The organism is Stenotrophomonas sp. 86428_Sma (assembly GCF_056481585.1).
Genome location: NZ_CM151156.1, coordinates 3,811,348 through 3,836,636, shown reverse-complemented (window position 1 = coordinate 3,836,636; position 25,289 = coordinate 3,811,348). Strand labels below are relative to the sequence as shown.

28 protein-coding genes and 1 tRNA gene are annotated in these 25,289 nt (G+C 66.6%); 28 read left to right on the top strand and 1 reads right to left on the bottom strand.

Annotated features, from left to right (window positions below):
- Window positions 1-5: 5 nt before the first annotated feature.
- Window positions 6-551, bottom strand: a complete 546-nt coding sequence (locus ACZK3J_RS17650) for a hypothetical protein (RefSeq protein WP_049446550.1) — start codon at window positions 549-551, stop codon at window positions 6-8.
- A gap of 32 nt (window positions 552-583) precedes the next feature.
- On the opposite strand from ACZK3J_RS17650, the gene ACZK3J_RS17645 reads away from it, so the two are divergent.
- From ACZK3J_RS17645 to ACZK3J_RS17510, 28 genes are all read left to right on the top strand, one after another.
- Window positions 584-979: a Ref family recombination enhancement nuclease gene (locus ACZK3J_RS17645; RefSeq protein ID WP_049446552.1), complete on the top strand. Its 396-nt coding sequence runs from the start codon at window positions 584-586 to the stop codon at window positions 977-979.
- The gene (locus tag ACZK3J_RS17640) at window positions 964-1,473 is read left to right on the top strand and encodes a RuvC family protein (protein ID WP_049446554.1); all 510 of its coding nucleotides are present in this window, start codon (window positions 964-966) and stop codon (window positions 1,471-1,473) included. Before ACZK3J_RS17645 ends, ACZK3J_RS17640 begins: the two co-directional genes overlap by 16 nt.
- Window positions 1,470-1,682, top strand: coding sequence for a hypothetical protein (locus ACZK3J_RS17635; RefSeq protein ID WP_049446555.1), 213 nt, complete (start codon window positions 1,470-1,472; stop codon window positions 1,680-1,682). Before ACZK3J_RS17640 ends, ACZK3J_RS17635 begins: the two co-directional genes overlap by 4 nt.
- Entirely contained in the window at window positions 1,672-2,205 is a 534-nt protein-coding gene (locus ACZK3J_RS17630) for a hypothetical protein (protein ID WP_049446556.1), read from the top strand. Before ACZK3J_RS17635 ends, ACZK3J_RS17630 begins: the two co-directional genes overlap by 11 nt.
- Window positions 2,206-2,232: 27 nt before the next feature.
- The gene (locus tag ACZK3J_RS17625) at window positions 2,233-2,406 is read left to right on the top strand and encodes a hypothetical protein (protein ID WP_158231493.1); all 174 of its coding nucleotides are present in this window, start codon (window positions 2,233-2,235) and stop codon (window positions 2,404-2,406) included.
- Window positions 2,407-2,506: 100 nt separating this feature from the next.
- Window positions 2,507-2,585, top strand: a tRNA-Met gene (locus ACZK3J_RS17620).
- Between the two features lie 82 nt (window positions 2,586-2,667).
- Entirely contained in the window at window positions 2,668-3,138 is a 471-nt protein-coding gene (locus ACZK3J_RS17615) for an HNH endonuclease (protein WP_164078647.1), read from the top strand.
- A gap of 18 nt (window positions 3,139-3,156) precedes the next feature.
- Complete coding sequence (locus tag ACZK3J_RS17610; RefSeq protein WP_239508883.1) at window positions 3,157-3,396, top strand: hypothetical protein; 240 nt, start codon at window positions 3,157-3,159, stop codon at window positions 3,394-3,396.
- Window positions 3,393-3,857, top strand: a complete 465-nt coding sequence (locus tag ACZK3J_RS17605) for a lysozyme (RefSeq protein WP_049446561.1) — start codon at window positions 3,393-3,395, stop codon at window positions 3,855-3,857. Before ACZK3J_RS17610 ends, ACZK3J_RS17605 begins: the two co-directional genes overlap by 4 nt.
- A gap of 15 nt (window positions 3,858-3,872) precedes the next feature.
- Complete coding sequence (locus ACZK3J_RS17600) at window positions 3,873-4,118, top strand: Acb2/Tad1 domain-containing protein (protein WP_049446563.1); 246 nt, start codon at window positions 3,873-3,875, stop codon at window positions 4,116-4,118.
- Between the two features lie 4 nt (window positions 4,119-4,122).
- Window positions 4,123-4,590, top strand: a complete 468-nt coding sequence (locus tag ACZK3J_RS17595) for a lysis system i-spanin subunit Rz (protein WP_049446565.1) — start codon at window positions 4,123-4,125, stop codon at window positions 4,588-4,590.
- Window positions 4,590-5,045: a terminase small subunit-like protein gene (locus ACZK3J_RS17590; protein WP_053091891.1), complete on the top strand. Its 456-nt coding sequence runs from the start codon at window positions 4,590-4,592 to the stop codon at window positions 5,043-5,045. The genes ACZK3J_RS17595 and ACZK3J_RS17590 overlap by 1 nt, the downstream gene beginning before the upstream one ends.
- On the top strand, window positions 5,017-6,516 hold the full coding sequence (locus ACZK3J_RS17585) for a hypothetical protein (RefSeq protein WP_049446566.1): 1,500 nt from the start codon (window positions 5,017-5,019) through the stop codon (window positions 6,514-6,516). The genes ACZK3J_RS17590 and ACZK3J_RS17585 overlap by 29 nt, the downstream gene beginning before the upstream one ends.
- Before the next feature lie 10 nt (window positions 6,517-6,526).
- The gene (locus ACZK3J_RS17580) at window positions 6,527-6,730 is read left to right on the top strand and encodes a hypothetical protein (protein ID WP_049446572.1); all 204 of its coding nucleotides are present in this window, start codon (window positions 6,527-6,529) and stop codon (window positions 6,728-6,730) included.
- Between the two features lie 4 nt (window positions 6,731-6,734).
- Window positions 6,735-6,998 carry a hypothetical protein gene (locus tag ACZK3J_RS17575; RefSeq protein WP_049446574.1) on the top strand — a complete coding sequence of 88 codons (264 nt, stop codon included), beginning with the start codon at window positions 6,735-6,737 and terminating at the stop codon, window positions 6,996-6,998.
- 5 nt (window positions 6,999-7,003) lie between these two features.
- Window positions 7,004-8,710: a portal protein gene (locus ACZK3J_RS17570; RefSeq protein WP_478476111.1), complete on the top strand. Its 1,707-nt coding sequence runs from the start codon at window positions 7,004-7,006 to the stop codon at window positions 8,708-8,710.
- Complete coding sequence (locus ACZK3J_RS17565; RefSeq protein WP_049446579.1) at window positions 8,707-9,066, top strand: hypothetical protein; 360 nt, start codon at window positions 8,707-8,709, stop codon at window positions 9,064-9,066. Before ACZK3J_RS17570 ends, ACZK3J_RS17565 begins: the two co-directional genes overlap by 4 nt.
- Complete coding sequence (locus ACZK3J_RS17560; protein WP_049446581.1) at window positions 9,056-9,769, top strand: hypothetical protein; 714 nt, start codon at window positions 9,056-9,058, stop codon at window positions 9,767-9,769. Before ACZK3J_RS17565 ends, ACZK3J_RS17560 begins: the two co-directional genes overlap by 11 nt.
- A 65-nt stretch (window positions 9,770-9,834) precedes the next feature.
- Window positions 9,835-10,827 carry a major capsid protein gene (locus ACZK3J_RS17555; protein WP_478476110.1) on the top strand — a complete coding sequence of 331 codons (993 nt, stop codon included), beginning with the start codon at window positions 9,835-9,837 and terminating at the stop codon, window positions 10,825-10,827.
- Window positions 10,828-10,886: 59 nt separating this feature from the next.
- Window positions 10,887-11,354 carry a Bbp16 family capsid cement protein gene (locus tag ACZK3J_RS17550; protein ID WP_049446585.1) on the top strand — a complete coding sequence of 156 codons (468 nt, stop codon included), beginning with the start codon at window positions 10,887-10,889 and terminating at the stop codon, window positions 11,352-11,354.
- 58 nt (window positions 11,355-11,412) lie between these two features.
- Window positions 11,413-12,054 carry a phage connector family protein gene (locus ACZK3J_RS17545; protein ID WP_049446587.1) on the top strand — a complete coding sequence of 214 codons (642 nt, stop codon included), beginning with the start codon at window positions 11,413-11,415 and terminating at the stop codon, window positions 12,052-12,054.
- Between the two features lie 2 nt (window positions 12,055-12,056).
- Complete coding sequence (locus tag ACZK3J_RS17540; protein WP_049446589.1) at window positions 12,057-13,229, top strand: phage tail protein; 1,173 nt, start codon at window positions 12,057-12,059, stop codon at window positions 13,227-13,229.
- Entirely contained in the window at window positions 13,229-14,872 is a 1,644-nt protein-coding gene (locus tag ACZK3J_RS17535) for a phage tail protein (protein ID WP_478476109.1), read from the top strand. Before ACZK3J_RS17540 ends, ACZK3J_RS17535 begins: the two co-directional genes overlap by 1 nt.
- A complete protein-coding gene (locus ACZK3J_RS17530; RefSeq protein ID WP_049446593.1) occupies window positions 14,872-15,354 on the top strand; it encodes a hypothetical protein in 483 nt (160 codons plus the stop codon). Before ACZK3J_RS17535 ends, ACZK3J_RS17530 begins: the two co-directional genes overlap by 1 nt.
- Before the next feature lie 127 nt (window positions 15,355-15,481).
- Entirely contained in the window at window positions 15,482-15,826 is a 345-nt protein-coding gene (locus ACZK3J_RS17525; protein ID WP_049446595.1) for an HNH endonuclease, read from the top strand.
- 75 nt (window positions 15,827-15,901) lie between these two features.
- Entirely contained in the window at window positions 15,902-16,405 is a 504-nt protein-coding gene (locus ACZK3J_RS17520; protein WP_053091892.1) for a hypothetical protein, read from the top strand.
- 1 nt (window position 16,406) lies between these two features.
- Window positions 16,407-18,644, top strand: a complete 2,238-nt coding sequence (locus tag ACZK3J_RS17515) for a hypothetical protein (RefSeq protein WP_478476108.1) — start codon at window positions 16,407-16,409, stop codon at window positions 18,642-18,644.
- Window positions 18,641-25,228: an LPD3 domain-containing protein gene (locus ACZK3J_RS17510; protein WP_478476107.1), complete on the top strand. Its 6,588-nt coding sequence runs from the start codon at window positions 18,641-18,643 to the stop codon at window positions 25,226-25,228. Before ACZK3J_RS17515 ends, ACZK3J_RS17510 begins: the two co-directional genes overlap by 4 nt.
- The last annotated feature ends 61 nt before the right edge of the window (window positions 25,229-25,289 follow it).

Genomic DNA, 25,289 nt, shown 5'->3' with positions numbered 1-25,289 from the left:
AGTACTTACTTCTTGCGCACCTTTCGTGCCAGGCGGATGAACCAGTTATCCGGCGCGATCTCTTCAACTATCGACGCAACATCAGGTCGACGGGCCCTCAGAAGGTCGCGATAGGTAGTGGCCATCTCCGATCGAATGAAGCTCAACCGCGCGCGCTCTTGCATGTCGCTCATTCCCATCTCTTTTTCGACCACGTCCTGCATGACGACCAGCGCGCTGTGGGTTTCCTGCATCGGCTTCAGCAGCCTGTAGTCCGGCACGTTCTCGACGTTCACCTCGGCAAACTGGCCGGCAACCTGCCTGAGGCGCGCGGTTGTGATCACAGAAGGGGCGCCCTTGATGGAACTGTCGAGCATCGTTTCGGCAATGTCGAGGAGAGCCAAATAGCTGCTTGCTTTCCGACGCTTCGCAAGCTTGTCAGGGGCCGTTGCGGCGAGCGCAGCAAAGTAGATCGCTGCTGCCGAAAGAAAGGCTTGCGCCCATGCCGCCCAGACCTCGGGTGCCAAGCATGGAGCGCCAATGACATACGGACAGTAGGCGAGATCGGCCACGGAATTTCCCCTTCCTTGATGGAGAGGCAAGCATGAAGCGCGGCCGCTCCACCGGCAAGCCAACCGTAGCCCAGCAGCAGCGAATGGATGCCATCACCGAAATCGGCTGCATCGTGGCCCACAGCTTGGGCATCGACCTCGGCGACAGGCCTATCCCGGCCGAAGTGCATCACCTGACGGTTGGCGGCAAGCACGGCGCCAAGCGTCGTGGCCACGATTTCACGATAGGCCTCAACCCCTGGTCCCACCGCGGCGAGCCGTTCGGCGGCATGTCCGCCGCCCGATGCGAGGAATTGTTCGGTCCGTCCTATGCCCGCCAACCCCGCAAGTTCCGTCAGGACGTCGGCAGCGACGATTACCTGCTGGACCTGCAGAACACCCTGATCGAGAAGCACATGAAGGAGAGCCGCCAATGGCAAGCCGCCTAACATTCGGTATCGACCCCGGCCTGACAGGCGCCATCGTGACGCTGCTGGACGGCGAGCCTGGCCCGATGGTCGATATGCCGGTGATGGACGGGGAGGTCGACGCACGCGCCGTCGCTGCATTCCTTCGCCAGCAGCGGGACGCCCATCCTGGTGCGGTGATCGCCGTGGCTCTGGAACGGATCCACGCCCGTCCGATGCGCAACGGCGAGGGAAAGGCCATCGAGGGATCGGTGGCCAGGCACAACCTGGCCGAAGGCTTCGGGCAACTGAAGGCGACCGTGCGCCTGTTGGGCCTGCACCTGGTGCTGGTGCAGCCATCGGTCTGGAAGCGTCGCTTCGACCTGTCGGGGAAGGGAAAGGACGCCGGCCGTGTGCTGGCGATCCAGCGATTCCCGGCGGCGGCGACCCAGCTGCAGCGGAAGAAGGACAACGGCCGCGCTGATGCCCTGCTGATTGGCCTGTACGGCGACAGCCTGATCAGGGGCGGCGCATGACCACAGCCGAGGCCCGCACGCGGAAGCGATACAACGCCTACCTGCGCCGGCATGGCGTGTGCGCGGTTTGCACCATGCGCGAGCGCGGCAGCAGCCCGGCGCACTGCCAGCGCCGGCCAGACCGGCAGGGCGGCTGCGACACCGACGGCCTGCTGCCGGTGTTCCGATTTGACGAGACCGTGCTGAAGGGGATGCGCGATGGCGACTGACGATTACCTGGTGCAGCAGCTGCGAGCCTGGGGCCACGCGCAGGTCAACCGCTTCGCGCTGACCTACGCCGATCGCAGCACGCACGTGCTGGAGAAGGCCCGCGACATGGCGCCCGGCACCCGGGAAAGGGCCCTACGCGATCTGGTGGGGCGAGACGGATCCAGCCGCCGCCGCTTCATGGCCGACCGCAGCGGCGTGGAAGGAATGGGCATGCTGCCGGCTTGGGCGGTGGATCCGGTGCGGTCGACGAACGATGCCGACAAGCCGCACGACAACCCGGAGATCGCGGTCGACGTCGGCATCCCCGACGCACTGCGCTGGGTCGAGCAAGCGCTGGCTTCGATGATGCGGCAGTGCCCGCTACGCGCCCTGGTGCTGCACACCGAATACACGGTGTCGGCCAGCCAAGCCGTCAAAGCGCGGATGGTCGCCGAGAAATATGGGGGGGAGCTGACATTGCGGCAGTATCGGTATGAGCTGGGCAAGGGGCTGGAGTGGTTCCGGGGGCGGCTTGCGGCATAATCGGGGGACATTCCAAGGAGAAGGAACATGCAGGGGAAGTGCCCGAAGTGCGATAGGCCAACTGTCCGCATCAATACTGAGAAGCAGACCACCGTGGTGGCCGGAATCACGACCCACATTCTGGTGTTCAGCACCAGCTGCTGCCACGTGATCGTCAGCGTGGCGTTGGATCCAAAGGAGATCGCCAAGCGTATCGGTTGACAGTGACGTCACCGAATGGTTTGATTCTGCAACTGTCAAGAATTGTCCCTGAAGCCCCGGCCCTGCGTCGGGGCTTCTGCGTTTCCGGGACTGCGCTTCCTGCGGGCGTAGGCCAGAGGTCCAGGCTGCCGGGCTCATAACCCGGAGATTCGCCGGTTCGAATCCGGCCCCCGCAACCATCCACGCCCGTCCACCCTCACCGGACCAATTCGCCGAGCCCGCCGGGCTGCGGTGACGGGCACCTCTTGCTATGGAGTTGCAATGGCACGTTCCGACGGCAAGCGATCGCCGAAGCGGACCCTGACGGATGAATGGATCCGGGAAAACCTGACCTATGAGCCTGACACAGGGCTGGTGCGTCGAAGGGGGCAGGTGGTCGGCAACCCAGACAGCAAGGGCTATCTGCGCACCCAGCTGCGGGGGAACTTCATGCGAATCCATCGGCTCGCGTGGTTCCTCGCCAACGGCTCCTGGCCGGTACACCAGATCGACCACATCGATGGCGACAAGCAGAACAACCGGCTGTCGAACCTCCGGGACGTCCCGGTGGAAGTGAACATCCAGAACCGCAGGCATGCCACCGGAGTGTGCCGCGAAGGCGCCCGGTTTGCGGCGGTGATCGTCACAGGTGGTCGAAAGATTCGCCTGGGTAGTTTCAACACACACGCGGAGGCGAATGCCTCCTATGTGGCCGCGCGCCCACTGTTGCACGCCGGCTATACCGAAATCTAACCAATCGGGGAGGGCGTCATGCCGAACCGGACCAACCATGGAACCGACATGCGGGGAGAAATCATTGACGCGGTGGGGACCGCTGCCCTGAAGGTCACGCCGCCGGTAACGGTGGCCACGGCCGTCGCATCAGGGTTCACCCTGGATAAGGCCGTGCTGGTGCTGACGGCCATCTACCTGGTGGGCCAGATCGGCTACCTGGTGTGGAAGTGGGTACGCGAATGGCGCCAAGCGCGCCGCGGCGGGGTGATCGGATGAAGGGCAAGGTGATCGGCGGCAGCGCCGCGGCCGTTATCGCCCTAGCCGCCGCCGCGCTGGTGAAGCCATGGGAGGGCTACTCGCCCACGCCATACATCGACATGGTCGGTGTGGCCACCTACTGCTACGGCGACACCAGCCGTCCGGACAAGGCGGTCTACACCGAGCAGGAGTGCGCCGAAAAGCTCAACAGCCGCCTCGGTAGCTACCTGACCGGCATCAGCCAGTGCATCAAGGTGCCGCTGCGGGAGCGCGAGTGGGCCGCGGTGCTGAGCTGGACCTACAACGTCGGCGTGGGCGCTGCCTGCCGCTCGACCTTGGTGGGCCGGATCAACGCTGGCCAGCCCGCCGCGAGCTGGTGCCCGGAGCTGGACCGCTGGGTCTACGCCGGCGGCAAGCGTGTGCAGGGCCTTGTGAACCGTCGCGCGGCTGAGCGCCGCATGTGTGAATCCACCAACTGAGCCCAGGAGGGCGTCATGGAAAACCAGCACCGCAAGATCACCGGCTACCGCGAACTGAGCCAGTCCGAGATCGACCTGATGAACGAGATCAAGACGAAGGGTGAGGAACTGCAGGCCCTGGTCAACAAGGTCAACGACACCAACACCGCGATCGAGGGCGACAAGGGCGATTGCTACCGTTGGTCGGCCATCGCCAAAACGGACTTCCAGACCGGCCTGATGGCGCTCACCCGCGCCGTGGCCAAGCCGACGAGCTTCTAACCCCATGATCCTCACCCGCGTCCTTCTGATCGCGCTGCCGGTGGTTGGCCTGATGGGCTTTGCCGCTGGCTGGGTGTGGCGCGGTGATCGCGCTGAGGGCAACGAAGCCCGGCAGCAGGCCAGTGTCAGCGCCGCCCAGGTAGCGCAGGTCAACGAGGCCCGCGCCACCGAGCACGCCCAAGCCCAGACACTGGCCACCATTGGAGCGAAGCATGAAGAAGACCGCACTGCGGCCGCGACCGTCCCTGCTGCTGTTGTTGCTGGCGTGCGTGATGGCAGCCTCCAGCTGCGCGACGACCTCGCCACCTGCAATACCGCTCGCCTGTCCCAAGCCGTCGCCGGCACCATCGAACGTGACCAGGCAGCCCAACTACGAGCAGAGGTCGCGGGCGCTCTTGTTCAAATCGGCCGCGACGCCGACGACCACGTCCGCGCCTGCCAAGCCGTGATCCGGGCGGACAGGGAGCAGTAATGGCACGTCCCAGCAAGTACAGCCAGCAGCTGGCCGACGCGATCTGCGACCTACTGGTGGATGGCAAGAGCCTGCGCACGATCTGTTCCACGGCGAAGATGCCGAGCCGTTCCACGGTCATTCGTTGGTTGGCTGAGAACGAGGCATTTCGAAACCAGTACGCGCGTGCACGCGAGCTGCAGGCGGACACGCTGGCCGAAGAGATCCTCGACATCGCCGACAAGGCGGTGCTGGGCGAGCGGCTGAAGAAGGACGGCAAGGGCAAGGTGCTGGAGCGACAGACAGGCGACATGGTCGAGCGCTCCAAGCTGATGATCGATGCCCGGAAGTGGTACGCCGGCAAGCTGCAGCCCAAGAAGTACGGCGAGCGCGTTGCTCTGGACCACGGCGTGCAGGACAACCTGGCCGACCAACTGAGGGCAGCCCGTGAGCGCGCAGCTGGCCGGGAGTCCTGAGCAGGAACTGGTCGAGGCCATCGGCTCGTTCCAGCACGACCCGCTGGGCTATGTGCTGTTCAACTTCCCATGGGGCGTCAAGGGCGGCCCGCTGGATGGCAAAAAGTTGCGTGCCTGGCAGCGCCGGCGGCTGGAGAAGATCGGGAACAGACTGCAGGCCGGTGCGGCTGATGCTGGTGAGGTCATCCGGCAGGCCGTCGGCTCGGGCCACGGCATCGGCAAGTCCGCGCTGGTGGCGATGCTGATCAAGTGGGCCTTCGACACGTTCGAAGACACGCGCGGCGTCGTCACAGCCAACACCGACATCCAGCTGCGCACGAAGACCTGGGCGGAACTGTCGAAGTGGCATGAAATCAGCCTCACCAAGGACTGGGCCACGCTGACCGCCACGGCGCTGATCAGCAACGCCCCGGGCCACGACAAGACCTGGCGCATCGACGCGGTGCCGTGGTCGCAGAACAACACCGAGGCGTTCGCAGGCCTGCACAACGAGGGCCGGCGCATCCTGCTGGTGTTCGACGAGGCTTCGGCCATCGCCGACAAGGTGTGGGAAGTGGCCGAGGGTGCGCTGACCGACCAGGGCACCGAGATCATCTGGGCCGCGTTCGGCAACACCACCCGCAACACCGGCCGGTTCCGCGAGTGCTTCCGCCGGTTCAAGGCCAGTTGGGACACCGAGCAGATCGACAGCCGCACCGTTGAGGGTGTGAACCTGGTCGAGGCCGAGCGCATGGTGCGCGACTACGGCGAGGACAGCGACGTGGTGAAGGTCCGTATCCGCGGCCTGTTCCCCTCGATGTCAGCCCGCCAGTTCATCGCCGAGGCGGATGTGGCTGCAGCCTACGGGCGACACCTGCGGCCGGAGCAGTACAGCTGGGCGCCGAAGATCCTCACGCTGGACCCGGCGTGGGAAGGCGACGACGAGCTGGTGATCGGCCTGCGGCAGGGCCTGGCCTATCGGCAGCTGCGCACGCTGGCCAAGAACGACAACGACATGGCGGTGGCGGCGATCCTCGCCCAGCTGGAGGACGAGCATCAGGCCGACGCTGTGTTCGTCGATGGCGGGTTCGGCACCGGCATTGTGTCCGCAGGCCGAACCATGGGCCGCGACTGGCGCCTGGTGTGGTTCTCCGGCGAGTCGGGCGACCAGGGCTGCCTCAACAAGCGCGCCGAGATGTGGAAAGCCTGCCGCGACTGGCTGAAGGAAGGCGGGGCCATCCCCGAAGACCCGCAGCTGCGCGACGAGCTGCAGGCACCGGAAACCGTGCCGCGCCTCGACGGCAAGCTGCAGATGGAATCGAAGAAGGACATGAAGCGCCGCGGCCTGCCGAGCCCCAACCGGGCCGACGCCCTGGTGCTGTCGTTCGCATACCCCGTGATGCCCCGGCCGCGCTTCCCCGATGGGTCGCCGATGGAGCATCGCGACCACGCCGACCAGCAGGCCGGCGAGCCCTACAACCCGTTGTCCTGAAGGAATCCCCATGTGCAACTCCGCCCCCAAGGTGAAGCCGGTGGCCGCAGCGCCCGAAGTGGCGCCCGAGTCGATCGACGATGCCGCCGTGAACGAGCGCGACCGCGAGCGCCAGCGGCAGCGCCTTCGCTTCGGCAGCCGGTCGACCATTCTGGCCGGTGACACCAGCTCGGCGATGCCCACCGCGTCGGTCAAGACGGCTCTGGGTGCCTGACGCCATGTGCACCTCGCGCCAGATCATCGATCCGGGTGGCCTGCTGTTCGGCGACAAGACCGGCAAGTACGCCGATCCGCTCGGCATCACCAAGACCGCCGTGGGTGATCCGACCGGCCGCGTGCGCCGCGCTCGCAAGGAAGCCGAGGACGAGCGCCGGACCTACGCCAGCAGCGGCGCGTCCTCTGTGGCGTATCGATCGCTGGCGCCGACGACAACCGCGCTGGGTGGAACAGCTCCGCGCAATACCGTGCTGGGGGGAGGCTGATGGACATGATGGAGCTGCGCGCGCACTGCCGGCGCCGCAAGAAGGCCATGAAGGACAACCAGACGGACTGGAACACCGACTGGCGCCAGGTGTCGGAGTACGTGGACCCAACCCGCGGCCGCTTCTACGGCGAGACCGACACGAAGCCCAGGAAGCGTAACCGGGCCAAGGTCATCAACAGCACCGCCACCGAGGTCCTGCGCACGATGTCGGCCGGCATGATGTCCCACATGACGCCGAAGGCGCAGCCGTGGTTCCTGGTCAAGACGCCGGACCCGTCGCTGTCTGAGCAGTTTGGCGTCCGGGTATGGCTGGACGACGTAGCGCAGCGCATCCGCGACGCCTTGGCCAGCAGCAACTTCTACAAGGCCATGCCGGTTGTCTACACGGAAGACGGGCTGTTCGGCACTGCGCCAATGCTGATCCTCGAAGATCCGCGCGAGGTGGTCCGGTTCTACTCGCTGACCGCAGGCACCTATGCGGTGGGGCTGGACGACCAGCAGCGTGTCGACTCGCTGTGGCGCCGGTACACGAAGACTGCCCGGCAGCTGGAGCAGCGCTACGGTGCAGACCGGCTGCCGAGAACCGTTCGGGACTGCCTGGCCAACAATGGCGACCGCGAGTTCATCGTTGAATCGCTGATCGAGCCGAATCCAAACGAGCGCCCCGGTATCGGGCCGCTGGGGCTGCAGGCGCCGCAGTTCCGTCCATACCGCGAGGTAGTCTGGATCGATGGTGTTGGCACCGCCGATCACGGGATTCTGGACATCGGCGGGCACTACGAAGCGCCGTTCGTGGTGGCTCGCTGGAATCCGGTGGCTGAAGACGTGTACTCCACCAGCCCGGCGGTCGACTGCTTGGGAGACATCAAGCAGCTGCAGTATCTGGAAGGCGAAAAGCTGCGTCTGATGGAGCAACTCTCCGATCCCACGCTCGGGGGGCCGGAATCGCTGAAGCGGTCCGGAGGCGCGCGCCTGCGAAAGGGCGGCATGGTTTACCTGCCGCAGGACTCGGTCAACGCCACCGTTGCGCCGGTCTACACGCCCGACGCCAGGGCGTTGCAGCAGATCCGCGAAGAGATCGCCACGATTGAGGCCCGCATCGAGCGGGCCTTCTTCTATCAGCTCTTCCTGATGCTGGAAGCGCTGGGTGACAAGACTGACCGCACGGCCACCGAGATCTCCACCCGCAAGGAAGAGAAGGCTGCCGTGCTGGCGCCCACGCTGGAGTCGATCACGGACGAAGTTCTCGACCCCGTGATCGTCCGCGTGTTCCGCCTTCTGGAACGCGCCGGCCGCATCCCGGACCCACCGCAGGTGCTGGCGGACCTGCCCCTGAAGATCGAGTACACCAGCATCCTGGCGCAGGCGGCCAAGGCCGCAGCAGTCGGCTCCATCGAGCGCACGGTGCAGTTCGTTGCCGGCGTCGCCCAGGCAACCGGCGATCCCTCGGTGATGGACAAGCTGGACGCGGACCAGGTAGTCGACGAGTACACCACTGCGGTCGGTGGTCCTGCTTCGATCATCCGCAGCGACGATGCGGTGGCCAGTATTCGTGCCGATCGCGCCCAGCAGCAGCGCCAGCAGCAGCTCGCGGCGGCCGCGCAGCCGCTGAAGGACGCAACCCAAGCACTGAAGACCGCCAGCGATACGGTGCCCGAGGAAGGCTCGGCGGCCCAGGCGCTGATTGACGCCATGCAGGGTGCCGCATGAGCAGGCCGGGGCGTAGCCAAGAGGACATCGACCAGGAACGGCGCGAGCACCAGCTGGCCGCGCTGGAGCTTCGCCAGCTGCGCGAGGACATCCGCAGCGTACTGGCGGAGCCTGTCGGCCGCCGCGTGGTCTGGGCGTTCCTGCAAGCAATGGGCGTGGACGCCAGCGCCTTCAACACCAACGCGATGGCCCAGTCCCGCGCCATCGGCCGGCAGGAGGCCGCCCTGTGGTGGCTGCTGGCAATCCGTGACAACTGCCCGGAGCGCGAAGCTCAAATGCGCGCTGAGGCCAACAGTGCACTGAAGCGGCTGCAGTCGCAGCTGCAGCAACCCGAGGAAAGTGAACATGTCGACTGAAACCGCCACCGAGACCAGCACCCAAAATTCTGGCGACGGCGAGGGCAAGACCACCACCAGCACCACGGAACAGCAGGGCACCGGCGGCAGTGGCCAGCCGGCAACCGAGGGTACGGGGAACGGAGGTGATGCGAAGGGCACCACCAGCACGGGCACCAAGGACGAAGGCGGCGAGGCCGGCAAGTCCAAGGGCGACACCAGCGATGGCGCACCGGAGCAATACGAGGCGTTCAAGGTGCCGGAGGGATTCACCCTCGAAGGCGACCGCCTCGGGCAGGCGACCGAGTTCTTCAAGGCCAAAGGTTGGACGCAGGAACAGGCCCAGGAGGCCGTGGACCTGTATACCCAGATGGCCGGACAGGACGCGGCGGCACTGCAGCAAGCCGTGGAGGCTCAGCGCCTGCAGCAGCTGGAACAGTGGGGCGTGGATGCCAAGCAGCAGCTGGGCGCCAAGTACGACGAAACTGTCGGCCTGGCCACCACCGCGGTAAAGGCCATCAACGACCCCGGGCTGACCAAGGCGTTCAACGAACTGGGCTGGGGCAACCACCCGACCATGATCAAGGCGTTCGCCTTCTTCGGCGAGTTCCTTCGCGACAGCAAGGTGGACGGTCTGGGCGGTACCACCACCAGCGGCACGCAGAGCACCGGTGACCGCATGTACCAGTATGCCGACCGCCCGGCCGCACGCCAGCGCGACTGAGCCAACACAACAACCCATCCCACGGCCGCCGATTGGCGGCTTTTTCGTATCCAGAGGACTGAACAATGGCAACTCTGACCCGTGATGTTCCGAACATCACCGACATCTCCACCCGCTACACCCAGGACGGCAAGCCGCTGCCGATCGCGGAGATCCTGACCAAGCGCAAGCCGGTCTTCCAGGACATCCCGTGGGTTGAAGCCAACACCACGAACGGTCATCGCATCGGCGTCGAAACGCAGCTGCCCGAGGCCGTTCTGCGCAAGCTCAACGCTGGTGTGAAGCCGTCGACCGGTAAGGCCGCCGACATCACCGAAGCCACTGCCGAGTTCGCGTCGCTGGGCCAGGTCGACAAGGTGCTGGCTGAGCTGTCGACCAACGTCTCCGACTTCCGCGTGAAGAAGAACGGCCGCCACATCGAGGCGATCGGCCAGAGCTTCGAGTCGCAGTTCTTCAATGGCTCCAAGATCCAGTCGGCCGGATTCGTGGGCCTGAAGGAGCGCTACGCCAACGCCACCGGTGACCTGTCGCGCCAGATCATCAAGCTGTCGGGCACTGGCAGCAACCTGACCTCGATCTGGGTCGTTGGCTGGGGCGATGACTCGGTGTATGGCATCTACGCCAAGGGCACCAAGGCCGGCATCCAGCACACCGATTACGGCGACGAGCTGGTCGACGACGACAACGGCGGCAAGTACCCGGCCTACCGCGACTGGTTTGCGCTGCAGGCTGGCCTGGCGGTTGAGGACCCGCGTTGCATCGCCCGCGTGGCGAACATCAAGGTCAGCAATCTGAAGGTCGATCCCGAGCCGAACACCGAGCTGGTGCTGATCAACGAGCTGATCAAGGCGACGCACCGCATCGAGCGCCTGGAGAGCTTGAACACGGTGATCTACGTCAACCGCGACATTTACGAGTGGCTGGACATCCAGGCCAACAACCGCCGCATCCTGGCCCTGAAGCAGACCGAACTGAACGGCCAGCCGGTGAACACCTTCCGTGGCATCCCGATCCGCGTCAGCGACGCGCTCGCCTGGGACGAATCCGCCGTCGCGTAACTGACCGACCCCGCTTCGGCGGGTGCCGAAAGAAAACCCACAAACCTGGAGCAAGATCCATGTCCCACATTGACGCACGCGCCGAGTTCTCCTCGGCGCAGGCGGTCACCGCGACCGCCATTTCGACCAACGTGATGAACCTGAAGGGCACCGGCCTTGCGCCGAATGCCACCGAAAACTTGGGCGCTCCGGCGATTACCTATCTGGTGATCGTCGCCACCCAGGCTGCAGCAGCGGCAGGCGCTGCCACCGTCGTCGCGTCCCTGGAGTCGGCCGACAACGCCGCCCTGTCCACCAACCCGAAGGTGCACTACGCCACCGGCGCCCTGGCACTGGCCGACATGACCGCCGGTGCGGTTCTGGCGGTCGTGCCGCTGCCGGCGGGCGACTACAAGCAGTATCTGGGCGTGCGCTACACGGTGGCGACCGGACCGCTGACGGCTGGTGCCTTCAACGCGTATCTGACGCTCGACCCGAGCATCTGGCGCGTGTACGCAGACGGCAAGCCGACCACCCCGGCGTCCTGATCGCACCACTGGCAACACAAGGCCGCCTTCGGGCGGCCTTCTTCTTTCTGGGTGAGCCATGACCTCCCAAGTTGAAATCTGCAACCTGGCCTTGGGCAAGCTGGCCCAGGACATCACGATCACCTCGCTCACCGAGCGCTCCAAGGAGGCGCGCGTGTTCTCGCGCCTGTGGGAGCCGATGCGCGATTTGGTGCTGGCCGACCGGCTGTGGCCGTGGGCGATGAAGGCCCAGCGCCTGGCCGTCGCCGCTGAGGCACCGATGCCGGGTTGGGAGATCCGCTACGCCCGTCCGGCGGATTGCATCACCGTGCTGGCCATCACCGACGACCAGGGCATGCGCGCTGGCCGCCGCCTGTCGCGCTGGTGCGCGCCGCAGTTCCGCCAGTGCCATGGCATCCAATTCGAGCAGGCGATGGGCACGGACGGCACCTCGCTGTTGTGCGATCAGGCCGAGGCCTATCTGATCTACGTCGCACGCGTTGAAGACCCGGAGCGCTATCCGGCGCATTTCGTCGATGCGCTGGCCTGCAAGCTGGCCGAGGAATCGGCACCGACGATCATCGGGGCAAATGGCTTCTCCAATAAGTCGGGCCTGAAGCAGCTGTACCAGCTCGCGCTCAGCCAGGCCGCGGCGCATGACTTCAACGAGGCCGACGAGGACGAGCGCCAGCCGTCCATGGCCCAGATGGTGAGGGGCTGACCATGGCACGCCTGCTGCAACCGTCCATGTCCGGCGGCGAGCTGTCGCCCGGGCTTCAGGGCCGCGTCGACCTGGTGCGCTACGCCATCAGCCTGAAGACCTGCCGCAACGTCATCACCAAGCCCACCGGCGGCGCGGAGAAGCGCCCGGGCTATCTGTTCCGCGGCGGCGCCAAGCATAACGACCGCGCCACCCGCTTTATCCCGTTTATCTACTCGACCACGGTCAAGTACGCGATCGAGATGGGCGACGGCTACATGCGGTTCTGGGTAGGCGGCGCGCTACTGCGCAACGGGGCAGGGGAGATCGTCGAGGTGGCCACGCCATACACCGGCGAGGACATCTACAAGGTGCGGCACACGCAGTCGGCCGACGTGCTGTTCCTGGTGCACCCGTGGATCCCGCCGAAGGAGCTGCGCCGCGTTGCCGTCGACCAGTTCGAACTGCGCGACTTCGAGTACCGGCGTGGCCCATTCCGCCCGTTCAACAACGACGAGGCCGCGCTGCTGGCGGTGTCCGGTACCCAGGGCGTGGTGACCGTGACCACCAACGTCCCGACCTTCACCGCGGAGATGGTCGGCTCGCTGCTGTACGCCGAGGAAAAGGAACTGCGCTCGGTGAAACCCTGGGTGGCGGCGGAGAAGAACGTGCTGCTGGGTGCCCTCCGCCGAAGCGACCAGAAGGTCTACCGCTGCGTGAGCGTCCCCGTGTTGACCGGCCTGGAAGGAACGCCGTACTACGTTTGCGGCAGCGTGCGCCCCGTGCACGACAGCGGCCGTGCGTTCGACGGCCCGCAGGACGTGAAGTTCGACAACGTTAACGACTACGCCGTCGGGGTCGAATGGGAATACGTGCACGGCGGGTTCGGGATCATGAAGATCACCGCGTTCACCAGCGCGTTCGAGGTCACCGCCACGGTGATCGAGCGGATCCCGGACAGCATCGTGGGCAACGTGCCGCCGCCGGTGGCGGGTCCGTGGACGTTCAGCGGCGACGGCACCACGAAACAGTTCTCCATCCCTGGCGCGACCAGCAGCAGCTACCTGGACTACCAGGTCAAGATCGACGGCGTGCCGGTTCAATCCAATCCGTACTACCCGGGTGGCAGCGGCACTGGCGGCACCAGTGGTGGCGGTATCGGTCGCGGCGGCAACGTCGCGCAGGAGGCTCAGTAATGGCACAGGGCTGGACGATCGATCCCGGCGCGGACCTGATCAACTTCTACGAGGCACCGCCGACCGGCACCAACAACATCGCGGTGACGCAGTACGCTGCCGGCGCTGTCGGTGGCACTGACGTCTGGGCTGTCGGCGCATGGTCGTATCGCTACGGCTACCCCGGTGAGGTCGAGTTCTTTGGCGACCGCCTGTGGTTCGCCGGCAGTCCTGGCGATCCGCAGACCGTGTGGGCGTCGAACATCGGCGATTACCCCAACTTCGGCCGCAGCTCGCCGATCGTCGACAGCGACGCGGTGTCGTTCACGATCAACGCGCGCCAGGTGAATGCGATTCGCGACCTGGTTCCGCTGGACAGCCTGCTGGTGCTGACGACTGGCGGCGAGTGGAAGGTCACCGGCGGGCAGGATTCAGTTGTGACGCCCAGCACCATCGGCATCAAGCCGCAGTCCGCGTATGGCACCGGCGACCTGCAGGCGCGGGTGCTGGGCGAGTCGGCGGTGTTCCTGCAGGCGCAGGGCCAGCGTGTACGCGATCTGGCTTACCAGTTCGAGAAGGACGGCTTCCGCGGCAACGAGATCAGCATCTGGGCCGATCACCTGGTGCAGGGCTACACGTTCCGCGGCATCGAATACAGCACGGCGCCCTGGCCGATTCTGTGGATGCCACGCACGGACGGTGTGCTGATCGGCTGCACGTATATGCCCGAGCAGGAGGTCACTGGCTGGCATCCGCACGAAACCGACGGCCAGGTGCTGGACGTCTGTTGCCTACCTGGCGAGATCGAAACCGAGGTCTACCTGCTGGTGCGCCGCCTCATCAACGGCGAATGGGTCCAGTACGTGGAGCAGATGGCGCCGACCCGGTACGACGATCCACTCGACTGGAAGTATGCGGACAGCATGCTGACCTACGACGGCCGGCGTCCGAACGGCTCGTCGATGACCCTGACCAGCACCGATGGGTGGAACGAGGGCGCAGTGATCACGGCCACGACCGGCGCGGCAATCTTCAGCGGAGCGGGGGACGTGGGCAACATTCTGCGGCTGGCAGCTGGCGATGAACACGTGCGCGTGCGGGTCATGACTGTGGTGTCGCCCACGGTCGCGATGGTGGAATCGATTGGCTCAGTGCCGCTGGCGCTGCGCGGCGTCTCTGTGCAGGACTGGACCTACCAGCGCTCGGCGATCGCCGGCATGGGCCATCTGGAGGGCAAAGCCGTGGTGGCCCTGGTCGACGGCAACGTGCAGAAGGATCTGCAGGTGGTCGACGGCAAGGTGCAGCTGCAGCGCCCTGGCGGAGTGGTGCACATCGGCCTGCCATACACCGCCCACATCGAGACGCTGGAGGTGAATGCCAACGGTGGCGACCCGCTGCGGCCGATGAAGAAACTCGCCTTCGAGGTAGCGCTGCTGGTGCGCAATACCCGCGGCGTCTACGTCGGCACCACGCTGGACACGCTGGATCCCATCGCACAGCGGGAGTTCGAGAACTACGACGAGCCCACGGGTGCGTACACCGGCGTCCTGACGAAGAACATGTCCTGCCGGTGGGGCGTGGACAGTGGTCACTTCCACATCATCAGCGACGACCCGCTGCCGATGGAGATCCTGTCCTTGATGCCACAGGTGGTGGCGTCCTGATGAAGATCACCGCAGAGCTGGTGCCGGCAGAGGCTGGGCACATCGAAGTAATCGCGGCCGCGGCACGGCCCGCAGATGTGGTCGAGCTATGGGCATGCGGCCGCACCACGCCGGCGGAGGCCCTGCAGCGCGGCCTGGCCGGGAGCGCTGAGGCATGGACGGCGATGGTGCGCGGCGTGCCGGTGTGCATGTTCGGGGCCACGCCTTACTCGATCCTCGGCGGCATCGGCACGCCCTGGATGGTCGGCTCGACCGGCCTTAACCCGCTGTCGGTCCAGAAGGAGCTGCTGCGCCTGTCCCGCCCGGCGCTGGCACGCATGCAGCAGGCGTTCCCCTCGATGCTGTTCAACGTTGTCGATCAGCGCAACGAAGCCGCACAGCGCTGGTTGCATTGGCTGGGCTTCCACTTCCTCGCGCCGGTGCCGGTCGGACCGGACAGCGCCCCTTTCCTTCCGTTCTACTGGAGCGCCGACCGTGCATAGCTTCCGCCACCAAGATCACGGGTACATCAGCCCGTGCCACATTCCGCTGAAGCGCAGCGGGGACGACTGCTCCCTCGACCGTGATGGATATTCTCGGGCCAGCTCCGCTGCCGACAGATCGCAGCGCATGCATCGTCTGGTCTATCAGCGCCTGCACGGCCAGGTGCCGGACGGAATGGTGCTGGATCATCTGTGCGGCAACCGTGCCTGCTGCAACCCGGCGCACCTGGAGCCCGTGACTCAGGCCGTCAATGTGCGTCGCAGCCGCCTCGCGCAGCTCTCGCCCGAGCAGGTGGCCCGCATCAAGGAACTGCGGAAGGCCGGCATGCGCCCCACGGCGATTGGCCGGCTGTTCGGCGTGACCCAGAGCCATGTGTCGCACATCTGCTCCAACCGCTACTGGCGCACCGACGGCGCTCCGTCCTATCGAACCATCAAGCTGCGGCAGGCCAAGGCCTGCGCCGGGCAGTAAGGAGAAAGTGTCATCTGCAACCCAGCCGTAGCACTCATTGCTGCCACGCTCGTCACCGGCGCCTACCAGGCGAACGTGCAAAACCAGCAGGGCAAGGCCAACGCTCAGATCGCCGAGAACAACGCGATGCTGGCGCAGCAGGACGCCGACGCCAGCAACGCCCTGGCCACCCGCGAAATGGAGCAGCAGTCCTGGCGCACGCGCATTGCGCTGGGCCAGCAGCGCGCCGCGATCGCCGCCAACAACATCGACCCCACGCTCGGCACGCCAGCGGAGATTCTGGGCGAAACCGCGATGTTCGGTGAGGTCGATCAGCAGACGATCCGCATGAACGCTGCGCGGCAGGCCTGGGGCTTCAACGCACAGGCCCAGAACCAGCGCACCCAGGGCGAGTTGGCCCGCTGGAGCGGCAACGCACAGGCGACCGGTACGATCCTGGGCTCGCTTGCCAGCGCAGCCAGTATGGGGATCGGCGGTATGGGCAGGGCGGGGGCGGCCGGTGCTGGGAACCTGTCGTCCCAGGCCAACAGCATCACCATGCGCAACAACGCGCGCATTTCGCGCGGTTGGGGGCTGTGACATGGCGACCATGATCCCCCGCACCAGCGGGCCGCAGGTGCAGGCCGAACTTGGCCCACAGGTCCGCAACACCGCACAGGTCGACCTGTCGCCGCTCACCCGAACCGCTGGTGCGGTTGGCCAGGCGGCCGCCGATCTGTTCCAGCAGCAGAAGCAGCGCGCCGACCTGACCGCCGTCATGGAAGCACGACGCGAACTGTCGGACTGGGAGGGCGCCACCTTTAACCCGGCCAATGCCGACGGCATCGCCAAGTACAAGGGCAGGGAATCCCTCAACGCCCCGCCAGCGCTGCTTGGTGATCTCGATCAACGCGTATCCGCAATCCGCGGCCGTCTGTCGCCGGACCAGCAGCAGCGCTTCGATCAAGTCGCTTTCAGCTTCCGCGATTCAGTGCAGACCCGCCTCAACGGCTATGCCGACCGCGAGTACAGCATCTACGAGAGGGAAGAACAAAAGGCTGCACTCGACAACATCGGCCAGGACGCCGTCAGCGCCGGCATGTCCGGTGACTTTGGCCTGTCCGACACGCGGCTACAGGAGGCCATCGGCATTGCGGCAGCTGCGGACGCTGCGAACGGATTGGGCCCCGAGGCCATGAAAGCCAGCGAGCGCGGCGTCGTATCGTCCGTCCGCAAGCAGATTGCAGCGGGACTGGCCACCCGTGATCCGTTTGCGGCAGAGGACTACTACCACCGCTATGCGGACCAGATGACGCCAGAGGACCGTGCGCAGGTCGAGCGCACGCTCTACCCGGTGGTGAAGGACCGCGCCGCCTACGAGCTGGCGCAGTCGCTGGCCGATGGTCGTGGTGCTGTCGAGCCACTGCCGGCGCCGGCTTCGCGGGGCGTGCCTTCGGCCGCGGTGGCCAAGGCGATCGATGACGCAGCGAAGGCCGAGGGACTGGATGCAGCCGGCCGCGCGGACCTGTATGCACTGGCTGAGCAGGAATCTGGCTTCCGACCGGGAGTGGTGAACCCCGAGGTTCTGGACGACGGCGACCAGGCCACCGGCCTTTTCCAATACCGTGCCACCAGTGCCGGCGGCATCGACCGCAAGGACGCTGCGGCGTCTGCCCGTCGCGCTGCTCGCGAGTACAAAGAGCGGCTGGCCAAGGGTGGCCGGGCCTTCGCCATTGCCGCGCACTTCGCAGGTGAGGGCGGTGCCGACGCGGTGGTGAATCGCGGCCGCTCGGCGCAAAACCCGAAGACGGCGCTGTACGTGCGGCAGGTCATGGGCCGCTCTGCACGCTGGGCATCCACCGCAGGGCAGGGTGCTGCATCCGGGGCACCGGTCGCCGCCGGCGCGACTGCCGCACCTTCGACGCTGGCGGATGCCATTGCAGCGATCCCGCGCACGATGCCGCCGGATCAGCGTGCTGCTGCTGAAGGCTATCTGCGCGACATCTACGCGCAGCGCAAAGACAGGCTGGAGCAGGCGAAGAAGGCTGCGGCCATGTCGATCTACGACAAGGTGGCTGCCGCAGGCGCGAGCGTGCCGCTGTCGCAGGTGCTGGCGCCGGCCGAGCTGGCGCTGATGGGACAGGACCCGACGCTGTATGAGTCGGTAAATCGCTATCGAAAGATCGTCGCCGAGGGAGCGACCGTGCAGGACGATCCCGCGACGCTGGAGAACATTCAGCGCATGCAGGCGCTGCGCCCCAATGAGTTCGCCAAGCTGCCGCTCGGCCAGTACGCCGACAAGCTCAGCGGCAAGACCCTGAAGTCATTGGCTGAAGACCAGACGAAGGCGAACGACCCGTCGAAGCGCGCCGACTGGATGACCGACAACGAGCGCCTGGAGCGCGGGTTCCAGATGCTTGGTTTCGGGAAGGACACGGATGTGTCGGGCAGCGGTTCTCAGGCCAAGAACGCGCCGCGCGACGCACTGCGAGGCGAGTTCCGCATCGCCTACCAGAATGCACAGACCGAATTTGTGCAGTCCACTGGCAAGAAGCCGACCCCTGAGCAGGCGGACGTGCTGCTGTCGGCCACGGCCAGGCAGTTTGCCCAGAACCTTCAGGCTGGCCGACTCGGCGCGATCCAGGAGAAGGACGGGAAGTTCAAGAACAACCCGAAGGTGAAGGTGGGTCTCTACAGCAGCGCAGCGCAGTTCGACCTGAGGGTTACGCAGGAAGAACGAGACGAAGCGCGACAGACCTACATCGCGAAGTATGGGCGCAACCCGACCGACGCCGACATTACCCGCGGCATCATCAAGCAGAGGGGCAGCAGCAAATGAAGGACTGGGACACCGTTTGGGACGAGGTGGAGGTCGAGCGCAAGACTGCCCTGCGTGCCGCCTACACCGGCACCAGCCAGAAGCCGGAAGAAGCCGCGCGCGCGAACCAGCTGTCGGACCAGCTTGGCCAGCCCTTCGGCGTGGTGGCGGCGAACCTGGGCGATTACGAGCAGGACGCCCGGCGGCAGGAGATCGACGACGCCGGCCGGGCATCGCCGCACGTGGGCGACTTCCTGAGCGATCCGCGACGCATGGCACTGGCCAGTGACGAAGCCCCGAAGCTGGCCACCTATGCCAACGCGCTGGTGACTGGTGAGGCCCGTGCCACCGCCGAGCCGAACATCTTGGAGCAGGTCATCGGAGGCATCGTCAGCGGCTGGCAGCGCGGCAAGGCCAATGCGCTCTCGCTGCTGCCGGATGGCCCTGCGGTCATGGATCCGGCGACCGGCCGGCTGACCTTCGACCGTTCGGCCGAGGAAGCGGCGCTGCGTGCTGACCAGGAACGCCGGGCACAGGCCGCGGACGTGACCAGCGCCAGCACCGAACGCGGGTTCCAGGCCTTCGACCGGGCGAACAAGGCGGGCAGCTTCACCGGTGCTGTGCGGGAACTGGCCGGCGGCGGCTCCGACACGCTGGGCGCCATCGCCGTCACTCTAGGACAGTCGATCGGCATGGGCGCACCGGGCCTGGCACTGACTGCGGCCACCGGCGGCGGTAGCCGTGTGGTGACCGCTGCCTCGGCCGGCACCGGTTCGGGCCTTACCGAGTTCGGCGCCAGCATCGCCGACGCCATGCAGGACGCGAAGGTCGACCCTACCGACGCCTATGCGGTAGGTCAGTTCCTGCGTGACCCGCAGAAGATGGCCGCCGCACGCGACAAGGCCGCCAAGCGCGGCGTGGCCATCGGCGTGTTCGACGCGCTGACTGCCGGCGTGGCTGGCCACTTCATCAACAACGCCCGCCGCAGCGCATCCTCGGCCATTCTTCGCACGGGTGCCGAGGCCGGCGTGCAGCTGGGTGGCGGCGCCGCCGGCGAGGCCACGGCGCAGCTGCTGACCGAGGAACGCCTGAAGTGGGGCGACATCATCATGGAGGGCCTGGCCGAGGTCCCCACCGGCGCGGTCGAGGTGCATGCCAACTACCGCGCCGCGCGCGCGTCCGGGCAGGTGCGGTGGATCAACGAGCGCCTGGACCAGGTGATGCAGTCGGGCCGGAGCAACGACCGCCTGCGCGCCGCCACCGAGCTTGCAGGAGAGCTGAAGCTAGGCGAGCGCTCGCCGGAGGACATGAAGGCGCTTACCGCGCAGGTGGCGGGCGAAGACGCGCGCGTGTACCTGGACGCGGAACAGGCACAGACGCTGTTCCAGTCCGCACCGCAGGTGCTGCAGGACATGGTCGGCGGTGAGTCGGCGCTGGCGGAGCAGCTGGCCACCGGCCAGGTGGTGATCCCAATGGCGGAGTGGATGGCCGCCGTGCCGCGGCTACCGAACCGCGACGAGATCCTGCGCAACGCGCGCACCACTGCCGACGGGCTGTCGCCGGCAGAGCTGGAAACGCTCGACATCGATGCCATGGCCCGCGAGCTGGGTGTGCCGCTGGATGCACCTGCACCGGACGCGACCGCGGCGACCGCCCGCGCACAGGTGCAGCAGTCGGTCATGGCGCAGCTGGTCGGCACTGAGCGTTACACCGCGGCGCAGGCCGAGAGCCAGGCGCAGCTGTGGGGCGCCATGTTCGGCCGGCTGGGTGAGGTCACTGGGCAGGATCCAGTGGCGCTGTACGAGCGCTACGCGGCCGGCATCGATGCTGCTGAAGCGCCGGTAGAGGGTGCCGAGGCGCAGCCGCGCACGCTTAGGCAGCGCGGCATGGATGCACTACGTGGCCTGTTCGGCCGGCCGCAGGTCGCTACCGACGCCCGTGGCCAGCAGGTCATCGAGCGCGAGGGCAGCGCCTACGTGCCGCGCGCGGGGCAGTGGCTGCTGGCCGACGACCAGGGCCAGGCCCGTGACTTCCTCACGCTGGACCAGGCTCGCACTGAAGCCGAGCGCACCGGCGGCGAGATCGTGCAGGACGACCCGATCGAAGGCCAGCGGCAGACCTGGAGCGTGGCACTGCCGGATACCGCTGCGCGCGAGGTGTTGGCCGGAGACATCCTGTTCCAGCCGACCCGCACCGACGAAGTACCCACCGGCCTTGCGCCCGACACACCGGTGCCGGTGATCGAGCTGGAGCCGACCACCGGGAACCCGGCCGAGTGGTTCGCCGAGTCGAACGAGCTGATGCGCACCCAGCAGGACGGCATCGAGGTCACTGCGCCGGACGGTCAGCCTGTCCGGTTCGCCTCGCGTGGACGCAAGAAGGTCATGTCCAAGGGTCGGCGGGATCCGCTGCGCCAGGCAGTCGCCCGCGAGCTACCGGCGCTGGTGGAATCTGCGCCGATCCATTCCACCTCGGTGGATACCGATGACAAGACCGTGTCCTACGCCTATGCCGCATCGGCTGTGCAGTACGACGGCCGCGTGTATCCGGTGCGCCTGGTGTACCGCGTCGGCAATGATGGTGTGCGCCGCGCCTACGATTTCGAGGGCTTTGAAATAGGAAACCCCGACGGCCTCGGCAGCGAATCGCTGCGCCAATCGGGGTCTGACGTCGGTGCCATGGAGCGGGCCGGCACGGCCGAGTCCGAGTTGCGTACCCGCGGTCTGCCGACGTCGGCGCTGACGCTAGCAGAGGTTCTGCCGGCTTTCAACGCCCGGCCGTTCTTCCAGTCATCCGAGGCGGCTCCCCGGGGCCAGATTCAGATTGGCCCGGGTCGATCCATGCAGATCAGCCTGTTCAGGGGGGCGGACCTGTCGACCTTCCTGCACGAATCCGGGCATTTCTTCCTGGAGGTCTACCGCGACTTGGCCGCCGCTGAAGATGCGGCGCCGCAGATCCGCTCCGACTTGGACAGCCTGCTGAAATGGTTCGGCGTCGAGTCGGCGGACCAGATCGGCGTCGACCAGCACGAACAGTTCGCCCGGGGCTTCGAGGCGTACCTGGGCGAGGGCAAGGCGCCGACGCCGGAGCTGCAGTCGGTGTTCAGCCAGTTCAAACAGTGGATTCTCGGCGTCTACCGCAGCCTGCGGAATCTGGATGTGGAGCTGACCGACGAAGTGCGCGGTGTGTTCGACCGGATGCTGGCCAGCCAGGAAGAAATCGACGCGGCGCAGGCACGGGTGGGCTTCGAGCCGATCGCGCGTGATCTGGCCGAGGCCCAGGCGCTGGGGATGACCGAACGGCAGTTCTCCGACTACCAGGCGCAGGTTGCTGCGGCGCGCGAGCAGGCCGAGGTCGACCTGATGGCCCAGCTGCAGGAAGCGGATGCACGGGCACGCGAGCGATGGTGGAAGGACGAGCTGGCCACCATCCGCGGCGAGGTCGAGGCGGAGGTCGAGGCCACGCCCATCGTGCGTGCCTACCGTGTGCTGACCGGCCGCAAGGAAGCCGGCGGCGAGCCGGTGCCCGAGCAGCTGCAGGGCCTGAAGCTTGACCGCGCCGTGCTGGCGGCTACCTACGGCGACGGCCTGCTCGACAAGATGGGCCGTGTCTACGCCCGCAAGGGCGGCACCCATCCCGAAGAGGCGGCCACCCTGCTGGGCTTCAGTTCCGCCGACGAGCTGGTGCAGGGCCTGTGGACGGTACGGCAGACCCTGGCCGGCGTGAACGCGGAGGCCGATGCGCGGATGCAGGCCCGCCACGGCGACCCGATGACCGACGGAACGCTGCCGCAGCGCGCACTGGATGCGGTCCACGGCAGCCGGAAGATCCAGCTGCTGGAGCGCGAACTGGGCGTTCTGGCAGACCTGGCAAAGGAGCCCCGGCCGAACCGGCGCGAGCTGAAGGCCGTTGCGCAGGCGCTCCTGGCTGAGAAGACCGCGCGCCAGATCCGACCGAACGAATACCTGGTAGCCGAGCGAAAGGCTGCCCGCGCGGCGGCGCAGGCGGCGGCCAAGGGGAAGTTTGCCGATGCCCTGCAGGCGAAGCGGCAGCAGGCCCTGAACGCCGTTCTGTTCGCCGAATCCCGCGCCGTGCAGCAGGAGGTCGAGTCGAAGGTCGGCTATATCCGCCGGCAGATGACGCCGCAGGCCCGCGAGCGGCTGGGCAAGGCCGGTGCCGATTACTTGGAGGCCATGGACACCATCGCCGACACCTACGAGTTCCGCGACGTGTCCGGCCGGGCCGTTGCGCGCCGCCAAAGCCTGCGGCAGTGGGTGGAAGCTCGCCAGGCCGAGGACGATCTGACCGCCGTAAGCGACGCGCTGCTGGCCCGGGTCGAGGCGGAAAGCGTAACGAACTACGCCGACCTGCCGATTACCGAGTTCCGCGAGCTGCACGACGCGGTGACCAACATCGCGCGTCTGGCCAAGCTGAAGAACAAGCTGCTGAGCAACAAGGACCAGCGCGACTGGGAGAGCGCGCAGGCAGAGCTGGCCGGCGCCATCCGCGGTGCGATCGCGGAAGGCAAGCCGCTGCCGCTTTCCGATGCGGACCTGACGGCGATGCAGAAGGTGGGCGCGACCTACACCGGCCTGATGGACTGGGTGTTGCGGCCGGAGACCGTCGTGGAGTGGCTGGACGGTGGCGAGACCGGGCCGTGGCACGACTTCCTCTGGAACCAGGCCGAGGCGGCGCAGCAGCAGCGGATTGAGCTGCGCAACCGCGTCGGCGGCATGCTGGAGCAAACGATGAAGGCGCTGACGCCGGCGCAGCGGTCGGACCTCAACCGCCTGGTGTACGTGCCAAGCCTGGGGCGTTCGCTGTCGAAAAACACGATCGTGGCGGTGGCGCTGAACATGGGCAACGCCGGCAACCGCGACAAGCTGATGCGCGGCGGGTTCATCGGCAAGAACGCCGAAGTGGTCCAGTTCACCCCGCAGAACATCGCGGAAATGCTCGGCCACCTCACGCCGGCAGACGCGCAGATGGTGCAGGGCATCTGGGATGCGGTGAACAGCCTATGGCCGGACATCGTCGAGCAGCAGCGCCGACTGTCGGGTGTCGCGCCTGAGCAGATCGAGCCGATGCCGCTGATCTTCACCGCTGCCGATGGCTCGACGGTCAGCCTGCGCGGCGGCTACTACCCGGCGGTGTACGACCCCCGGGCGGGTGCCGGCGGCGTCAAGCAGGCGCGCGCGGCTGAGGAACAGATCATGGGCGGCACCTTCAGCCGTGCCATGACCAGCAAGGGCCACACGAAGGAGCGCACCGAGTACGCAGCGCCGATGCTGCTGGACTACCACCGCGTTCTGTCGCGCCACCTCAATGACGTGATCACCGACGTTTCGCACCGCGGCTACGTGAAGCAGGCGCTGCGGGTGCTGGAAGACCAGGAGCTGAAGAACCTGATCCAGCAGCGGCTGTCGGAGGGGGCCTACCACTCGCTCTACGGCAGCGTGAAGAACGCGGTGCGCGGCGCGTCGGTGTCGGAGCCAGGCTCCAGCATGGCCGAGAAGATCGGCGATGCCGTGCTGACCAACACCGCCGTGGCTGCCCTCGGCTTCCGCTTGCCGCTGGTGTTCGCCAACACCGTGGTGGCACCCATCCAGGCGGCGGCGCGCGTTGATCCGAAGTACCTGGCCACCGGCTATGCGGCGTACTACCGCAGCCCGGGCAAGATGACGGAAATGATCCACTCGTTGTCGCCCTTCATGGAAGAACGTGCCAACTCGCTGGATTCCTCCTATCAGGTGGTGCTGGGCAAACTGTCGGGAAAGCGTGGCATCCGGGCTGCTGCGATGAAGATGGCCATGGAGGTGCACCGCTGGACGGTCCCGCTGGCCGAGCGCGCCATCTGGCTGGGCCGCTACCAGCAGGCCCAAGCGCAGGGCGTCAGCATCGACGAGGCGGTGCGCTTGGCCGACAAGTCGATCCGCACCACCCAGCAGGCCGGTGCGCCGAAGGATCTCAGCGCTGCCGAGCGTGACCCGCGCTACAAGTGGGTGCGCATGTTCATCGGCCCGATGATCATCATGAACAACCGCCTGCAGGAATCGGGCCTGCGTGGGCTGTACCTGGGGCGCGTGCAGTCCCCGGCCCGGGCGTTGGGCACCTGGCTGTCGGCTGGTGTGTTATCCAACGCGGTGTTCGAGCTGCTGATGATGCGCGGCCCGGATGGTGGCGACGACGACGAAAAGGGCTGGGACGACTGGAGCGCTTGGCTTGCACGCAAGACTCTGCTGTTCCCGTTCCAGACGATCCCCCTGCTGCGCGATGTGGCCGGTGGCATCGATGCGGCGATTGAGGGAAAGCCCAGCATGGGGCGCCCTAATCCAATCGTGGATGCCGGCGTTGCGCTGGCGAAGTTCGGCCAGACGGCATGGAAGGAGGGGCGCGACTGGATCGCCGACGACGACGAGCCCGACGCGGAGAAGCTGATCAAGACCGGCGTGCGCGCTGCCGGCCCGCTGACCGGAATCCCCAGCAATCAGATGCTGACCACCGGCGAATACCTCTACGACGTTGGTACCGGCCAGTACACCCCAGACAACCCAGCAGAGGCGGCCGCATACCTCATGTACCGCCGACCCAAGGACGAGCAGTAATCGACCACGCCCAGCCCCGCAGATGCGGGGCTTCTTCTTTCTGGAGCCGATGCACCCATGA

What these genes read in the sequence shown, in the direction of transcription:
- ACZK3J_RS17525 (WP_049446595.1), top strand. Translation starts at nt 15,482, where the DNA reads ATGCATCGTCTGGTCTATCAGCGCCTGCACGGCCAGGTGCCGGACGGA.
- ACZK3J_RS17515 (WP_478476108.1), top strand. Translation starts at nt 16,407, where the DNA reads ATGGCGACCATGATCCCCCGCACCAGCGGGCCGCAGGTGCAGGCCGAA.
- ACZK3J_RS17635 (WP_049446555.1), top strand. Translation starts at nt 1,470, where the DNA reads ATGACCACAGCCGAGGCCCGCACGCGGAAGCGATACAACGCCTACCTG.
- ACZK3J_RS17605 (WP_049446561.1), top strand. Translation starts at nt 3,393, where the DNA reads ATGAAGGGCAAGGTGATCGGCGGCAGCGCCGCGGCCGTTATCGCCCTA.
- ACZK3J_RS17570 (WP_478476111.1), top strand. Translation starts at nt 7,004, where the DNA reads ATGATGGAGCTGCGCGCGCACTGCCGGCGCCGCAAGAAGGCCATGAAG.
- ACZK3J_RS17510 (WP_478476107.1), top strand. Translation starts at nt 18,641, where the DNA reads ATGAAGGACTGGGACACCGTTTGGGACGAGGTGGAGGTCGAGCGCAAG.
- ACZK3J_RS17630 (WP_049446556.1), top strand. Translation starts at nt 1,672, where the DNA reads ATGGCGACTGACGATTACCTGGTGCAGCAGCTGCGAGCCTGGGGCCAC.
- ACZK3J_RS17535 (WP_478476109.1), top strand. Translation starts at nt 13,229, where the DNA reads ATGGCACAGGGCTGGACGATCGATCCCGGCGCGGACCTGATCAACTTC.
- ACZK3J_RS17555 (WP_478476110.1), top strand. Translation starts at nt 9,835, where the DNA reads ATGGCAACTCTGACCCGTGATGTTCCGAACATCACCGACATCTCCACC.
- ACZK3J_RS17580 (WP_049446572.1), top strand. Translation starts at nt 6,527, where the DNA reads ATGTGCAACTCCGCCCCCAAGGTGAAGCCGGTGGCCGCAGCGCCCGAA.
- ACZK3J_RS17560 (WP_049446581.1), top strand. Translation starts at nt 9,056, where the DNA reads ATGTCGACTGAAACCGCCACCGAGACCAGCACCCAAAATTCTGGCGAC.
- ACZK3J_RS17645 (WP_049446552.1), top strand. Translation starts at nt 584, where the DNA reads ATGAAGCGCGGCCGCTCCACCGGCAAGCCAACCGTAGCCCAGCAGCAG.
- ACZK3J_RS17610 (WP_239508883.1), top strand. Translation starts at nt 3,157, where the DNA reads ATGCCGAACCGGACCAACCATGGAACCGACATGCGGGGAGAAATCATT.
- ACZK3J_RS17550 (WP_049446585.1), top strand. Translation starts at nt 10,887, where the DNA reads ATGTCCCACATTGACGCACGCGCCGAGTTCTCCTCGGCGCAGGCGGTC.
- ACZK3J_RS17530 (WP_049446593.1), top strand. Translation starts at nt 14,872, where the DNA reads ATGAAGATCACCGCAGAGCTGGTGCCGGCAGAGGCTGGGCACATCGAA.
- ACZK3J_RS17595 (WP_049446565.1), top strand. Translation starts at nt 4,123, where the DNA reads ATGATCCTCACCCGCGTCCTTCTGATCGCGCTGCCGGTGGTTGGCCTG.
- ACZK3J_RS17640 (WP_049446554.1), top strand. Translation starts at nt 964, where the DNA reads ATGGCAAGCCGCCTAACATTCGGTATCGACCCCGGCCTGACAGGCGCC.
- ACZK3J_RS17540 (WP_049446589.1), top strand. Translation starts at nt 12,057, where the DNA reads ATGGCACGCCTGCTGCAACCGTCCATGTCCGGCGGCGAGCTGTCGCCC.
- ACZK3J_RS17625 (WP_158231493.1), top strand. Translation starts at nt 2,233, where the DNA reads ATGCAGGGGAAGTGCCCGAAGTGCGATAGGCCAACTGTCCGCATCAAT.
- ACZK3J_RS17565 (WP_049446579.1), top strand. Translation starts at nt 8,707, where the DNA reads ATGAGCAGGCCGGGGCGTAGCCAAGAGGACATCGACCAGGAACGGCGC.
- ACZK3J_RS17615 (WP_164078647.1), top strand. Translation starts at nt 2,668, where the DNA reads ATGGCACGTTCCGACGGCAAGCGATCGCCGAAGCGGACCCTGACGGAT.
- ACZK3J_RS17600 (WP_049446563.1), top strand. Translation starts at nt 3,873, where the DNA reads ATGGAAAACCAGCACCGCAAGATCACCGGCTACCGCGAACTGAGCCAG.
- ACZK3J_RS17545 (WP_049446587.1), top strand. Translation starts at nt 11,413, where the DNA reads ATGACCTCCCAAGTTGAAATCTGCAACCTGGCCTTGGGCAAGCTGGCC.
- ACZK3J_RS17590 (WP_053091891.1), top strand. Translation starts at nt 4,590, where the DNA reads ATGGCACGTCCCAGCAAGTACAGCCAGCAGCTGGCCGACGCGATCTGC.
- ACZK3J_RS17575 (WP_049446574.1), top strand. Translation starts at nt 6,735, where the DNA reads ATGTGCACCTCGCGCCAGATCATCGATCCGGGTGGCCTGCTGTTCGGC.